The sequence below is a fragment of the uncultured Brachyspira sp. genome (genome assembly GCF_910578695.1).
GTDB lineage: Bacteria > Spirochaetota > Brachyspiria > Brachyspirales > Brachyspiraceae > Brachyspira.
In genome coordinates, this window is record NZ_CAJTQJ010000004.1 from 73,410 (window position 1) to 89,272 (window position 15,863).

At 27.1% G+C, this 15,863-nt stretch carries 11 protein-coding genes and 1 tRNA gene; 10 read left to right on the forward strand and 2 right to left on the reverse strand.

Annotated elements, in window-relative coordinates; all coding sequences use genetic code 11:
• The first annotated feature begins 391 nt into the window (after positions 1-391).
• The 4 genes from QZ288_RS02280 (at position 392) to QZ288_RS02295 (ending at position 3,526) form a co-directional block, all read left to right on the forward strand.
• Complete coding sequence (locus tag QZ288_RS02280) at positions 392-1,051, forward strand: electron transport complex subunit E (RefSeq protein WP_295154524.1); 660 nt, start codon at positions 392-394, stop codon at positions 1,049-1,051.
• Positions 1,044-1,625: an electron transport complex subunit RsxA gene (rsxA, locus tag QZ288_RS02285; protein ID WP_295154526.1), complete on the forward strand. Its 582-nt coding sequence runs from the start codon at positions 1,044-1,046 to the stop codon at positions 1,623-1,625. Before QZ288_RS02280 ends, rsxA begins: the two co-directional genes overlap by 8 nt.
• 49 nt (positions 1,626-1,674) lie before the next feature.
• Entirely contained in the window at positions 1,675-2,487 is an 813-nt protein-coding gene (locus tag QZ288_RS02290) for an RnfABCDGE type electron transport complex subunit B (RefSeq protein WP_295154528.1), read from the forward strand.
• A gap of 238 nt (positions 2,488-2,725) precedes the next feature.
• Complete coding sequence (locus QZ288_RS02295) at positions 2,726-3,526, forward strand: ankyrin repeat domain-containing protein (protein ID WP_295154618.1); 801 nt, start codon at positions 2,726-2,728, stop codon at positions 3,524-3,526.
• Between the two features lie 373 nt (positions 3,527-3,899).
• Here QZ288_RS02295 and QZ288_RS02300 read toward each other — a convergent pair whose 3' ends face one another.
• Positions 3,900-4,271, reverse strand: coding sequence for a preprotein translocase subunit SecG (locus tag QZ288_RS02300; protein WP_295154530.1), 372 nt, complete (start codon positions 4,269-4,271; stop codon positions 3,900-3,902).
• Between the two features lie 247 nt (positions 4,272-4,518).
• On the opposite strand from QZ288_RS02300, the gene QZ288_RS02305 reads away from it, so the two are divergent.
• The 4 genes from QZ288_RS02305 to nagA are packed head-to-tail and all read left to right on the forward strand — an operon-like array spanning position 4,519 to position 11,615.
• Complete coding sequence (locus tag QZ288_RS02305; protein WP_295154532.1) at positions 4,519-6,096, forward strand: hypothetical protein; 1,578 nt, start codon at positions 4,519-4,521, stop codon at positions 6,094-6,096.
• A gap of 17 nt (positions 6,097-6,113) precedes the next feature.
• On the forward strand, positions 6,114-8,843 hold the full coding sequence (locus tag QZ288_RS02310; RefSeq protein ID WP_295154533.1) for an RNA polymerase subunit sigma-70: 2,730 nt from the start codon (positions 6,114-6,116) through the stop codon (positions 8,841-8,843).
• Between the two features lie 25 nt (positions 8,844-8,868).
• Positions 8,869-9,642 carry a glucosamine-6-phosphate isomerase gene (locus QZ288_RS02315; protein WP_295154535.1) on the forward strand — a complete coding sequence of 258 codons (774 nt, stop codon included), beginning with the start codon at positions 8,869-8,871 and terminating at the stop codon, positions 9,640-9,642.
• 11 nt (positions 9,643-9,653) lie between these two features.
• Positions 9,654-11,615: an N-acetylglucosamine-6-phosphate deacetylase gene (gene nagA, locus QZ288_RS02320; protein WP_295154537.1), complete on the forward strand. Its 1,962-nt coding sequence runs from the start codon at positions 9,654-9,656 to the stop codon at positions 11,613-11,615.
• A gap of 53 nt (positions 11,616-11,668) precedes the next feature.
• Here nagA and QZ288_RS02325 read toward each other — a convergent pair whose 3' ends face one another.
• Positions 11,669-14,902: a type ISP restriction/modification enzyme gene (locus QZ288_RS02325; protein ID WP_295154539.1), complete on the reverse strand. Its 3,234-nt coding sequence runs from the start codon at positions 14,900-14,902 to the stop codon at positions 11,669-11,671.
• A gap of 141 nt (positions 14,903-15,043) precedes the next feature.
• Between QZ288_RS02325 and QZ288_RS02330 the strand changes: the two genes are divergently transcribed.
• Together QZ288_RS02330 and QZ288_RS02335 are read left to right on the forward strand one after the other, a co-directional pair.
• Positions 15,044-15,129, forward strand: a tRNA-Ser gene (locus tag QZ288_RS02330).
• A gap of 13 nt (positions 15,130-15,142) precedes the next feature.
• Positions 15,143-15,850 carry a flagellar biosynthetic protein FliO gene (locus QZ288_RS02335; RefSeq protein WP_295154542.1) on the forward strand — a complete coding sequence of 236 codons (708 nt, stop codon included), beginning with the start codon at positions 15,143-15,145 and terminating at the stop codon, positions 15,848-15,850.
• Positions 15,851-15,863: the final 13 nt, after the last annotated feature.

A 15,863-nucleotide genomic window follows, 5' to 3' on the forward strand; every position in this document is an offset into this window, starting at 1 on the left:
GGAGAAAATTTATGATGAAGAAGGTGGACTAAGTAAATGTCGGATTTAAAAGATAGTTATTTTTCTAATTAAGTAAAAAAATAGGCGAAAGTTATGATTAAGAAATAAAGCAGTAAATATAAAATGGCTTGGATATGCTTTTTCTAATTAAGTTTTAAATCTTTTCTAATTCCCCGCCCTCTATATTTACTGCTTATACTAAAATTTTTACTTTAGTTTTTTAATGTATTATTTGGAAATTATAGAAACCTGCCCTAGTTTTATTTAAATTTATAATCTTTTTTTTAAAAAATTAGCTATAATTATCATATATTTATAATTATACTTGAAAAAAATTCTATTTATGTTAGAATAATTAATTATAATGTTAATTGAATCAAGGTTAGTTATTATGAAAAATTCTCAAATATTTATGAAAGGTATTTGGATAAATAATCCGACTTTCGTTCAGGTTCTTGGCTTGTGTCCTAGTTTGGCAGTAACAAGCAGCGTAATGAATGCTGTAGGTATGTCCGCAGCAACAATATTCGTTCTTGTCTGTTCATCGGCTCTAATTTCGCTCATTAAGAAAATATACGCTAATGAAGTTAGAATTATGGGATACATTGTAGTTATAGCAGCTTTTGTTACTTTAACTGATATAGTTATGAAAGCTAAATTTTACACTCTGTCTTTATCATTAGGTCCTTATATACCTCTTATAGTTGTAAACTGTATTATATTAGGAAGAGCAGAGGCTTTTGCTAGTAAAAACGGCATTATACCTAGTATTTTTGATGCTTTAGGTAATGGTGTAGGTTTCTTCGTTTCTCTGATACTCCTTTCTTCAGTCAGAGAGATTTTAGGAAACGGCAGCTGGCTAGGCTTTGATATAGTAGGTTTTTTCAGAGGATTCTTTGAGTCTGCTATGCCTTTTGCTTTAAATGCATATAATGAAATTACTACCCCTTGGGTTGTTATGATTATGGCTCCGGGTGCTTTCTTTACTTTAGGAACTTTAATTGCTATTAAGAGAGCTATAGATGCCAGAGGAGGTAAAGTTAATGGTTAATTTAGTTTTATTGTTTATTGCTACAGTTTTGGTTAATAATTTCGTTTTGACTAAATTTTTGGGTATATGTCCTTTCTTGGGCGTATCTAATAAATTAGATTCGGCTGTTAGTATGGGAATTGCTGTTACTTTTGTACTTGTTCTGACTGCTGCTATAAGCTGGATGATACAGTATTATATATTAGTTCCTTTTAAAATAGAATTTCTTCAAACCATACTTTTTATTATAGTTATTGCTTCTTTGGTTCAGTTTGTTGAGATGGTTGTAAGAAAAACTAGCGAAAGTTTGTATTTAGCTTTGGGTATATTCCTTCCTCTTATCACTACTAACTGCTGTGTATTAGGATTGGCTTTATTCGGTGTTTTATATAAGTATAATTTCATACAGAATATAGTATTTGCTTTAGGTGCAGGCGTCGGCTTTACATTGGCTTTAGTTATAATGGCTAGTATAAGAGAGCGTTTAATGACTGCTGATATACCAGAAGCTTTTAAAGGTCCTGCTATGCCTTTCATTACTGCGGGCATACTTGCACTTATTTTCTATGGTTTCTCTGGTATAATTAAAATATAATTATAATAATATATTAATATATGTTAGAAGATTTACAAGGATAAATAAAATGATGACATCAGTTTTGGTAGCTTCAATATCTTCAGGCTTAATCGCCTTGATATTGGCTGTTTTATTAATATTTTCTTCAAAGATTTTTAGAGTTGAAGTTGATGAGAGAGTTACTGTTCTCACAGAAATTCTCCCTGGTGCTAATTGCGGCGGATGCGGTTTTCCCGGATGTGCCCAGTTTGCTAAGGCTTTAGTTGATGATGTAGCTCCTGTTGACGGCTGTTCTGTAGGCGGAGCAGATACTACTTCTAAAATTGCGGATTATTTAGGAAAAGTTGCTCCTGAACAAAAAGATAGAACTAGAGCTTATATTTTCTGTCATGGACATCAAGGCATAGCTAAATCAAATAGAATTTACAGCGGTGCTGATACTTGTGTTTCTGCTGTTATGGCGGGAGGCAATAAGGAATGTTCTTACGGCTGTGTAGGTTTTTATGATTGTATGAAGGCTTGCGATTTTGGTGCTATAATTAAAGATGAAAAAACAGGAATGCCTGTTATAGTAGAGAATAATTGTGTTTCATGTATGGCATGTGTTAAGGCTTGTCCTCAGAAACTCATTGAAATTCACCCTGTATCTCAGGAGTTCCATGTTTACTGTAAGTCTAAAGATAAAGGTCCTATTGCTAAAAAAGCATGCGACAGAGCTTGTATAGGATGTAATATATGCGTGAAAAATACTAAAGAGGGCGGAATGAAAGTTGATAATTATCTTGCCATAGTTAATTATGAAGATTATGCTATTACAAATGAAAGTATAGCTAAATGTCCTACTAAAGCTATCACTGATGAAAAGGTAAATTGTATATAAAAAAGGCTTAGTAAAGTAAAAATAAAAGATAATATTATAAAGCAAGGGTAATATTTATTTATTGCTCTTGTTTTTTTATTATATTAATATAATAAACTATTAAAATTTATTGCAATTTTGAATATATATAATCATTAATTTCAGAAAGTCATATTTTTTATATTTATAGAAAATAATTTATTTCTAGAGTATAATATTTCAAATTATTAATTATAATATGGATATATTAAAAATGTTTATAAAAAAAATAAAAGTGTTTAAAAATATATTATTGATTTTTTTATTAATAATTTTCATTTTGTCATGCAAGAAAAAAGAAGATGAAGCTATAAATATTAATAATGATTCTAGTTATATAAGCAAACCTGAAAATATATATCATAAAACATATACCAATGTTGTGAAGATTCAAGGTAAATTTATTAATATTGATTCTTTACTTTCTTTATTTTCTTATGAAGGCAGAGAAGAAGGCAAGTACAATGAAAATTATGATATATTTGGGGCTATACAAAATCATAGTTTAAAAAGAGTTCAGGAACTAGTTAGAGAAGGCGAAGATATTAATCAAACTTATACCGGAGGTGATTTATACAGCAAGTCTATGGATAGAAACTATTATGCAGAAAATACTACGCCTTTGATGTTTGCTGTATTTTATAGAGATTTAGGTATAATGAAATATTTACTCGATAATGGAGCGAATCCTTTTGTTGAAAATGATGACGGTGAGAATGCTTTTCTTTGGGCTTGCGGTTGTGGAAATATTGATACAATAAAAATGCTTGCTGAGTTTGATCCTGATTTAGTTTATTCTGAAAACATATACAAAGCAAATGGGCTTCATATAGCTGCCTTAAATGGTAATATAGAAGTATTTGAATATCTAGTTAAGGATTTAGGAATAGACATAAATAGTAAAACTGGAGCCGGAAACGGAGTTTTATATTATGCTGGTTATGCTGGACTAGGATATGATGATGGTAGGAGATATGAGGCAGTAATAAAAAAACTTAAAGAATTAGGTGCTGCGGAGTAATTTTTACTAATGATAATTGAATTTATAAATCAGTAATAAAAATCTAAAAACCATAGATTGTATTTAAAATTATTTTTTTATTATTAAATAAATAAATTTTTATGAAATTATTATTGTACTATTTACTGATATTAGGCTCTACATAGCGGAAATACAAAATCTGTAAAGCAGTCAATATAAACCTTGCAAGATGAAAAATTAAATCCCCTTTTCTATAGGCAGGAGCAAGAGGATTAATAGATATATTAGAAGATGCAATATTTAGGTAATGACAGCATTAATTATGTAGAAATTATTAAACTTTTATTATAATGCAGATAATAAATATAAAAACGGCAATGATACTCTATAAATATTATAATAATTACTTTTATTACTGATTAGAAATTATATTAGTATTTTCCATAGTATTATTAATATTATTAGTATTATCAGCAGGAGGCACTGTTAATGGAGCAGGTACTGCTGATGTATTATTATTATTATTATTGTCATTAGCGAAATTTTCAAATGCTGTTTTCTGAGTACTTATAGCAATAGATATAAGCAAAGCACCAACTATGAATAAAGCAGAAAGAAAAGTTGTAGCCTTGCTCAAAGCATTACCTCTTTGGCTTCCTAAAACATTAGCCTGAGCATTTGAAAATAAGCCCTCTGCTTTACCGCCTTGTATAATAATTATTAAAATCAATAATACGCATATTATAGAATAAACTACAATTCCTAAAGTTAGTAAAGCATTCATATATATTTTCCTTAAAATTAATTCAATTTTATTGCTGATGATTATATCATTTATAAAATATTTTTCAAGTAAAAAAATATTAATTTATGATAAGCCCATTTAAAATTAGATGATAATTTTTTAGGAAGTTTATCGCTAATAAATAAAAAATATGTTATTATTTAATAAAAAAATATTTTTATTAGTAAATTTAATTTTTTTCCGTTAATACTAATAAGGATTATAATATAATGGCAGGTACTTTATAATGGCTGTAAAAAAAACAGGCACTGAAAAACAAACTTCATCTAAAAAATCTTCATCAGAAGAAAAAACAACAGGGAGAAATTCTTATAAGGAATTGTCTGAAAAATTGAAATTAAAACTTCAGAAATCAGAAGAGAAAATAGCCGAACTTAATGAAAAATATAAAAAAGTAGTAGAGATACAAAAGAAAAAAATAGAAGATAAATATAAAAAAATCATAGAGAATTTAGAATCAAAAAAATCAGCACTTGCTAAATCGCAAAGTAATAATGCTGAAATAAATAAACTTCAAAAAAGATTGGAAAAATTAGAAAAAAGCAATCAAAAGCTTGAAGAAGAAAAAAGAAAAATAGAATTAAAAAATGAAGAATTAAAATTAAAAGCAAAAGAGGCTTTGAAATCAAAAAATGAAGCATCAAAAACAGATAAAGAATCCGTAAAAGAAATTAAAGCCTTAAAAGAAAAGTTATTAGAATCAGAACAGGAAAAAAAAGAATTAAAGGCAAAATTAAAAGAAGCGGTAAGCGATTTAAAAAATGCACAAAAAAATACTAATAAACTGTCAAAAGAAGATAAAGAACAATATAAAGAAAATTTAAAAATATTAAAGCAAATAGAAAAGGAATCTAAAGCATTAGATAAAAAAAGAGAGCTCTTAAAAAAAGAGGAGGAAAAACTTAAAGAAATAAGAGGCGATATAAAAACTTCTGCTAAAGATATAGCATCTACAATGAAAAGAAGCTATGTTTCAGATGATGATAATGATGATAGTAATTATGATAAAGAAATACAATCAGGCGGAAGTTTATTATCGGATATGAATGCTAAAACAGAAGAGGGAATTACGAAACTTGCCGCTTTACTATGTGCCGCTATGGACGATTACAGAGAGCAGAAAGAAAAAGAAAGGCAAGAGACAGAAATAGAAAGCAAATCTGAAATTGTATCTGTTTTATCAGAAGGAGAGGACAGATTAAATAAGGCATCTGAAGGATTAGAAAATCTTGTTGAAAATAGATTGGAGGATTCAGACAGTACTAAAGATGAAAATTTGAGTAAAAGACCTTTCACTATTATTGATAAAATAGAAAATAGCCGTGTAGAAATAAATGAAGGTTATACTCCTCCTGCAGGCGGACAATCTATAGTATCATCTCCTGACTCTTCTCAGCAGATAGGACAGGCAGCTCCTCAAGCTCAGCAGCCGAATATTACAGTAAAAGTTGAAGCTCCGAAAGAAAGTGCTAAATTAGCTAAGCCTGAATCTCAATTAAAGCCTGCAAGCGAAACTCCTACTATGAGAATGAAGCTTTTAGATGATATAGATGATTATGAAAAGAAACTTGTAATCACTTATGGTTTTGATAATATGCCTGAAAATACTTATTACTCTAAATATAAAAGAATATTAAGAAATGCTGCTAGAATAAGTTTATTCGGAAATCTTCAGGAAGGACTTGAAATGTTCAAGCTTATAAGAGATCAGAATATACCAGATGAATATAAGCAAATGATAGATAAAAACATTCAGGATATTACTTATTATTTAAGAGGTTTGCATAGAGTTAGAATGGAATAAATTAGGAAATATAATTAATGAAAAATCTTATAAGACTTTTATTAACATTGCTGATAATATCCATTTTATCATGTTCTCAGAAAAAAATTGTAAGCAGAGAAATAGAAGCTATTTATGATAAAAAAGATAATTCTTACACAATAACATATCCTGAATATAATAAACAATATCCAAAATTCATTAATTTAAAATACAGAAAAATAAAAATAGAAAATGGAATATCATTAACATACAATATAGATTCTGATAATATACCAATAAAATTAAATATTCAAACAGAAGAAAATAATGTAAAAAAAACATTTTATATAGAAAACCCTTTAGTTAATAGAAATATAAATCTCATATTATATGCATCTGACTTTAATCCTCCATTAGAAAAAAATAAATTAGATAAATTATCTGTAAGTATAGAAACTATAGGAGATATTGATACTAAAGATAAAGTAAAAATTGCAATAGCAGAACATGACAATATAAGAAGAGGAGTAGAAAATATATCTCTAATACTGCCTGAAAGCGGGCATATAGCTAAAAGCAATCCTCCTTTCATAATGATAAATAAAAAAATATCTCTCGCTAGAATATCAATATCAAAAGAACCTTCATTTACTTCGAGATATGAATACACATTAAGAAATAATAGTTTTTTCTCTATGACAAATATATTAGAAAACGGCAAATGGTATATAGCATTTGATGAAAATGGGGATACTAATTTAAGAAGAATTTATCATTTCTTTATAGATGAAAACAGTACAAAAATTATACCTATAACAAATAAAACTTTTAATATAAAAAGACCTTTTGTATATATAGATAAACAGACATTTGATATTTTATATAATTTAATATACAGACAAAACAGACTTGAGCCTTCTGTACTTTTAAGAAATATTAATGCATTCAAATTATATACATCAGAAAATATAGGAAAATGGTCGGTAAATAATATATCATATTCATCAAATAATAATACCAATAAATTATACTTTGAAAATCTCCCTTCTCATACAATGCTTATGTCTTTGAAAGCATCTTTTGAACCTAATAATAATTTATTGAAATATGAAATAAAGCAGATGATAAGAGATATAATGAACTTAGATGAAAATAATATAGAAAATTATAATATTATAGATGCAGTTAATATATTGGCTAATTCACTTATTATGCCTTTTGATTTGCTTTATAATGATTTTTCGCCGGAAGAAATTGTTTTGATGAAGCAGAAGTTCATAAAATACGGTGAAATACTTTATAATTATATAATAGGAAATCCATCAGAATACAGAAATAAAAATATAATAAAATATATTACAACATTAGGTTTAATATCAATTAATATGCTTAATGAAAATGTCAGTCAGGATCAAATTAGAAATTGGCATTATTTTTCTATGAATTATATTAATGCAATGATATTTTCTATATTTGAAAATGACGGAAGTTTTAAGTCATCTATAAGCGAAGCATTTGACACTATTCTGCCTATATTAAATTATGCATTATCATTAAAAAATGTAGGTATATTTGATGCTTTCTCTTTAACTTCTTTCAGAAATATAGGGAAATATTTATCAATTGCAGGATATCCTTCAGGCTATACTTTACCTATAGGATATACGGCAATATATGACAGAACTAAATTAAAATTCGATACAGGGGCAAGAAATGCTGTTATGGAGCTTTTAAGTAAAATGTATGCAAATCCATTATATAAAAACTATGCAGTATTTGCACAAAGCGAAGCATCAGAATTAAAATATCTGCCGTATTCATTAATGTGGAATAACTATTATCTTAGAGATAATGTTAATTCTTCAGCTGATTTTCAATTTGAAACTTCTCTTTTGAAAAAAATACAAACTGCTATATACAATGAAAATATAAAAGCTATGAATGCTCCTTATTTAGCTGTATATGCCAAAGGCAGAAATATTGATAATTCTTTCGGACTTAATCATAATGACAGAATGAGCTTTGTATATTATAATTATGGTGATTCTATAATAGATGAATTAGGCTGCAATTTCGATTCAAATAATTATGAAATATTTAAAGATGCTGATTTTCATAATGGTATAATTATAGATAATTATAAAATAGAAGAAAATACGGGAAGCTATTCATATATAAAAAATATAACTAATTATTATAAAATGTTTTATGTATATGCAAAAGCAAATCAAAAATATACTTACAGCATTAATTTAAAAAACTATGAAAGAAGATTTTACTATCTAAAGCCTAATATTTTAATAATAAAAGAAAATATAGAGGCTCTTACAGATATAAGCAAAGAATATCATTCATTAGGATATAAATATAAATGGAATATCAATTCAAAACTTCCTATTACTTTTGATAATACTAAAAATCAATTTATAATAGAAGGAGATAATTCATCTACATACATACAAATACTTTCATCAGACGAATTAGAATATAATGTAATACAAACCAATATAGGACAAATTAAATTATATACCGCAATAGCATCGGTAAAAGAGAATGTGAAAAAATTTGAACCTTGGATAATAGCAGCTACAATACCTAAAAATAATGTTCCTATAAATATGAGAAGAAATATTATAAATCCTAGTATAACTATAAATAATTTCAGCGATACAAATATAAATTTTACTGCAGGATATAAAGAATATAATATAGAAAATAATAAGAATATATCTGATTATATAGTATATACAGAAAATAGGGAAAATGTTATAATAAGTTCAGATTAATTTTAATTATTAAAAGGACTTATTAATGAATATATATATAGCTGATTCGTATGAAGATTATACAATATTCACAGCAAAGCATATTCTCAATTTTTTGGAAAAAAAACAAGAAAAAAAAGAAAAACTATATATCTCCGTTTCAAGCCAAGATGATACCAAAGATATTTACAAAGAGATAGTAAAAAATATTAAAAACTATAAAATAAATTTCAAAAATATATTTATATTTCAGCAATCAGAATATATAGGACTTTCCCCTAATGATATTAACAGCAAAGCATATTTTTTAAAAGAAAATCTTATTTCAAAAATAGATATGCCTGATGAAAATATATTTTTATTTAATGGAAATGAAGATGAAAACCAAATGGATAAACAGCTTGAAATAATAAAAAAAATAGGCAGATTCGATGTTATATGGTATTCTCTTACAGCTGATTCTACTTCGGCTGGAAATGAAAGAATGTCATCATTATCTTCGCTTTTTAGAATAAAAACTTTAAGCGAGCATTCGATAAATGAAATAAAATATAAATTTGATAATAAAAACAATATGCCTGCTACTGTATTTAGTATGGGTATGGGTTTTATAGATATGACTGATACTATTTTACTTACATCATCTGGAATAGATAATTCCTGCTCTTTAAAAGAATGTTTAGAGTATGGAATAAGCAATTCTTCTCCTCTAAGCAAATTGCAGAAGCATAGAGATGTAACAGTGATAGCTGATTATGAATCATCTTTAAGGTTATCAAGTCAGACTATATTTATGAAAATAAAAAATATGAATAATTAAGGAGAATAATCATGAGAATCATTATTACAAATGAAAGCGTTTATGAATGGGCTGCTTATTATACAGTAAAATGTATATTGGATTATTCGGATACGGATAAGCCTTTTGTATTATCTTTTCCGCTTAGAAATGTAAATAAATCATATTTTCAAAAATTATTGTCATTTTACAATGATAATATAGTATCTTTTAAAAATATACATGTAGTTTCATCAGGAGAGTATATAGATTCCAATATATCTCAAAAATATTTAGAAGAAAATTTCTTAAAATATACAGATATACCTAAAGAAAATATACATCTATTTAAAAGCTGTGCAGCAAATAGAAAAGAAGAAGCAAAGAGAATGGCTAATCTTATAAAAGAATTAGGAAATATCACATTATTAATAGATACTTTAGCCGAAGACGGAAGTTTTCTGCTTAATACTCCAAGTTCATCATTGGAAGGAAGCGTAAGAGATAAAAAAATAAGCGAGATTATAAGAAGCTATGAAGCCAAAAAATTAAATATGCGTATGGAAATGTTTCCAAGAGAAGGGTTTACATTAGGTTTTGAAGAGGCTTTTAATGCTAAATATGTTCTGGTTATGGCTAACGGATATGAGGTATCCGATGCATTAGCACATTGCGTAGAAGGCTCTATAAGTCAGTTCTACCCTACTTCTGTACTTCAGGAACATAAAAAACTTATAATCGTTGCAGATGAGGAATCAAGCAGCGATTTGAAAGTAAAAACTTATAAATATGCAAAAAGTTTGGAAAGCAAGAGTTTACATCCTAAAGAACTTATTAAAGGGCTTTATAAATCTTATTATGCTCTTACTAATATCAAAATTTTCGACGGCGAGAAGTTTATAGACGGCCACTGCATAGTTATAGAAAATAATGTTATTAAAAGTGTAGAAAAAGAAATAGATGTTGATGCTGTTATTACAAGAATAGATTTAGGAGGTAAAATAGCAGCACCCGGATATATAGATTTGCAGGTTAATGGCATAGGAGGCTATGATATTAATATTGATCCTTCTGTTGAAACATTAAAAAATATTAATGAAGTTTGCCAGAGATACGGATGCACTTCATATTTGCCTACTATTATAACAAACGGCGATGAATATATGCTTAAAATAATAGATTTGTTTAATGAGATAGAAGATTTATCTGTTATAGGAGTATTAGGCATACATTTTGAAGGTCCTTATATATCGCATGAAAAAAGAGGCATTCATAATGATAAATTCATAAGAGAGCCTAATAAAGATATGATAGAAAAAATTAATGCTTCAAAATGCGTAATGGTTACATTAGCTCCTGAAATGGTTGACGGCGAAATAATAAAAGAATTTGCTATGGCTGGGAAGGTGGTATCTGTAGGGCATACTAATGGAACTTATGCAGAAATTAAAGATAAAATACCTTATGGAATAACTTTCGCTACTCATTTATTTAATGCTATGCGTCCTTGGGGTTCAAGAGAGCCCGGTGCTGTTGGGGCTGTACTTGAAACTAAAGATATATATGTAGGACTAATATGCGACGGAGTGCATTGCGATTTTGCTTCGGTAGAGCTTGCATACAAATTAAAGATGGGACATATATGCATAGTAACCGATGCAATACCTCCTGCTGCTTCAGACATTAAAGAATATATTTGGGCAGGCAAAAAAATACATAAAGACGGCAGCAGACTTATAGATGATAATGGTACTTTGGGAGGATCATCTATTACTATGAGTCAGTCTGTAAGAAATGCAGTTAATTATGCAGGTGCGGCAGTTGAAGAGGCTTTGAAAATGGCTTCGCTTTACCCCGCTCAGGTTATGGGTATAGATAATAAATATGGAAAAATAAAAGAAGGGTATATTGCCGACTTGGTTATATTAGATGAAAAGCTAGTAGTTAAAGGCGTAGTATTTAAAGGAAACTATAAAGAATATAATTATGATTATGAATGGGAAACTCATGCATAAATAATATTAATAAAGGGCTTTGATTAAATATATATTAGTTAAAGCCTTTTAATTTATGATAAATTAAATATAGAAATTTCATTTTCTAAAATTAATGATTTATTTAAAATCTGTATAATCTTCTGAAAATATGAGTAATCGATATCTTCGCCCTTATGAGATTTTAAATATTTATCTAATACTTGATATCCTCCGATTTTATACATACAAACTTCTTTTGATACTTTGTCAAAATAAAGACTTTTATTTATAAATAGTCTGTTTTCTTTTTCATTGTAAAGAGGCTTTTCTATTTTGTTGTTTTTATCATCTTTATATAAACCTTCTCCTATTATCTTATTCAAATCATTATCTTTCATTAAATGAAGATTGTATAATTTAGTACCTAAAACACTTAACTTTATAAATATATCTTTAGAATTTGTAAAAGGAATCTTAGGGAAATCTATCTTTAAGAAATCAATATATTTAGTTCTGTAAGTTTTGTGAAAGAGTACAGCATAAATATAGCCTAGTATATCTTCAGGGGAGAAATGACAGTCATATTTTTTATCGATGAAATTTCTAAAATTAATAGTAAAATTCTCTATTCTGTCTGAGTTTTCAAAAATGTTTTCTTCATATTTCTTAAACAAATCCCCAACATTATAATTTTCAGTTTGAATAGCTTTTCTTACATTAGGTGTATTGTATAAATATAGAGGGAAAATATAGCTTCCAGAACCTACAAGGTGTAAATCAATTAAATTATTAGAAATAAAAATATTTGATAATTCTTGCAATTTAGTTCCCCTATCACATATTAATCCGATATTATTATCATCTTTCAAAAAATGTTCAAATATATCATAAACAGGATATGCCATAAAAGCTCTTGATTTATTAACATAATATGTATATTTAAAATCAAAAGGGCGAAAATGACATTTCATAATATAATTTTCTAATTCATTTTCATTTTCTTTAATTGTTTTAATAGCTATATCTAATTTCCAATCTCTAGAATCTTCTCCTATATCGTATAGTTTATACAATTCTTCTTTATCTTTACTTATAAAATCATTCAAAAGTTTCATAAGTTTTTCTTTATCATTTTGAAAAACTATATTATCTCTTTTTGAACATATACCTACTCCTGAAATTTTAAACATATCCTTTAAACTATAAAATTTGTCATACTCTTCTTGTAAATATTCATCTTGTTTTATAAACAAAAAGAAAGGCTCTTTATATTCTAATTTTTTCCACTCTATGCTTTTGATATTGTTACAAGTAAGGAAATTATATTTATATTCTCTTTTACCGTACAAATCATAATAATATACATTAGCATAATCATTGCTATGCTTATAATATGACGGATTTAGTTTTTTATATTCAAGTTCTTTATCTTTTATTTTTTGACTATTCTTTACAAATATATTTATACTCACGCCCTGCATTATATCAAATACATTATCATCTTTGCTGCCGTCTGGAGAAACTTCTTTTTTTCTTGTATTGCCATGCAAATTAACAATATATATTTCATCAAAACTTTTTAATAAGCTGTAACGCATACCTCTAAAAGTAGGATTATCCAAAAATGAATTATTAGAAATAAAGCCGAATATTCCGCCTGCATTTTGATTATCTATTTTCTGCTGTGCAAATCTTATAAACTTCACATAATCATCAAGAAGCCATTTAGGATTTTTTTCTTTTTCTATTTTTCCATTTCTTGTTATAGCTAAAGGCGGATACTCCAAACTGTCTTTATACTCTTTTCTTACTTCTTCTTCAAATATGCATTTATTGGCACTTGCTCCGCTGTAGGGAGGGTTTCCTGTTATTATGAGAATACTTTTTTCTTTTGTTTTTTGTGCCAGATTCATCTCTTCATTAAGTTCTTCAAATATATTATTTTTTTCTTTGCCTTCATCTAAATGTATATTTTCTAATGTATTAGTTAAAAATATATTTAATCTTTCATCATCTTCTAAACTATAATCAAATTCTTCTTTTAGTGTCTGAGATATTTTAAGATGTGCTATTGTATATGGGGCTATCATAAACTCAAAGCCGTAAAATTTATTAATTAATTCTTTAGGGTTATATTTAACAGAGTTTTTTTGATAATAAGATAAAGCCTTTCTAAAAGAATCAAGTAAAAATGTGCCTGTACCTGCTGCAAAGTCTAAAAGTGTTATATTAGTATCTTTTTCTAATGCCTCACCCAAGCCTTTATTTTTATGAAAATAATCTTTTAAAACTATATCTATAGAATTGGTAATAAAATTAACAACACTTTGAGGAGTATAATAAACACCTCTTAATTCTCTAAGCTCTGGATTATACTTATACAAAAAAGTTTCATAAAAGTGCATATAAGGGTCTTTCTGCACAGCTGTGTTATCATATTTATTTAATTCTTCTATAATAGAAACAATATTTATATGATTTGTGATGTTTATTATTTCATTCAAAAGCCATTTAATAGTTTTTAAGTCATTAGTATTTAATTCTTCCAAATCCTGAAGAAATTTACTCATTGCTCTTATTAATGGAAATGATTTCGGTATAAACTTAGTTAGATTATATAAATCTATTTTTTCATTTGTATTGAGTCTTGCTAAAAATAAACTATAAGTAAGAGTTTGGGCAAAATTATCGCAGAAGTCAGCAAAATATATCTGCGAGTAAATTGTATTTTTAAATATATTATATAATCTTTGTATTTGATTATTATTTTCAAGCTCATATAAATCATCTCTTAATATTCTCGTACGTATAGCCAAAGCGTCGGCAAACTCTAAAGCTGTATTTATAGGCTTAGGCTCTCTTGAAAAGAATATTTTAAATATATCTAAAAGTTTTCTGCCTGCATCATCTAGTTTAATCTTTTTATAATTTTTAATCTCGCTTAGATAGCATATTCTCACTTCATCAATGATATTGCAATTTTCATCAATTAATATAAATCTCAAATAATCGGTAAGTATAATATTATCGCTTAAAGTTAAGTATTTTTTTATCTGTTCGCTTTTAATAATTTCATCAAGATTAGCATTTACTCTTTTATTTTCTATATATCCCAATACTAAAGAATCAATAGTAATTAAAAAATCAGGTGCTCCTCTGCCCTCTTTATCATTATTAGGCTCATGCTTTATATTAACTCTTTTTAAATTAAGATTATTTTTTATATCATTTAATAAAATTTCTAAAGCACTTCTATAAGTATGTTCTTTATATTCAGCAGTTATGTCTTTTATACTTTCCAAATATGCATATAATTCTTTAATCATAATATAATCCTTAATCTTATATTATAATTAAAAATATACAGTTTGTCAAAATTACTCATATTATTAAATTAGTAAAAATAAACTTGACTAAAAATATTATTTATGTTATCATAATACAACTATTTGAAAAATATATAATTTGGAGAGATGCCCGAGAGGCCGAAGGGAGCAGTTTGCTAAACTGTCGTAGGCAACCCCTACCGCGGGTTCGAATCCCGCTCTCTCCGTATCGGTTTATATATGATAAAAAAAATTTATGTCATATTCTTTGTTATTTTTGCAGCAGCATTCACTCAGGAAAATACAAATTATAATAATACAGCTGATGAAAATACAGTAATACCTATAACAGACGAAAATAATAATATAGAAGAAAATAACGAAAATACAGCGGAAACTAATTTCTTTAATACCCCATTAAATAATACTAATAATGCCGATGAGCCTGCAATATTACAAGATATTAGAAATATTCAAGACAGAGCATCAGTGAGTAATGGCTGGATGTTTATTAGGGCTATTATAGGATTTATAATTACTTTGGCAGGCATATATTTTGTATTCATTTATCTTAAAAACAAATCAAAAAAAGTATCAGGTTCAAGCGATATTATTAAAGTGATTGCCACTACTCCTATAGCTGCAAACAGATATATTTCAATAATAGAAATAGTTGATGATATGTATTTAGTTTCTGTTTCAGATCATAATATTAATCTCCTTTCCAAAATAGAAGATAAAGAAACTAAAGATCAAATAAAAATGATGTATATTAATTCTAAAAATAATATGGTTGATGACAGTTTTAAAAATATTCTTAATCAAACATTATCCGTATTCAAGCAGCCTAAAATAAAAGAAAAAGATCCTTTAAAAACTACTTCAGAAATCAGAGAAAGGCTTAGAGATTTAAATGCTGATAATCCTACAAATAATGATGATAAATAAATTATGATAAAAT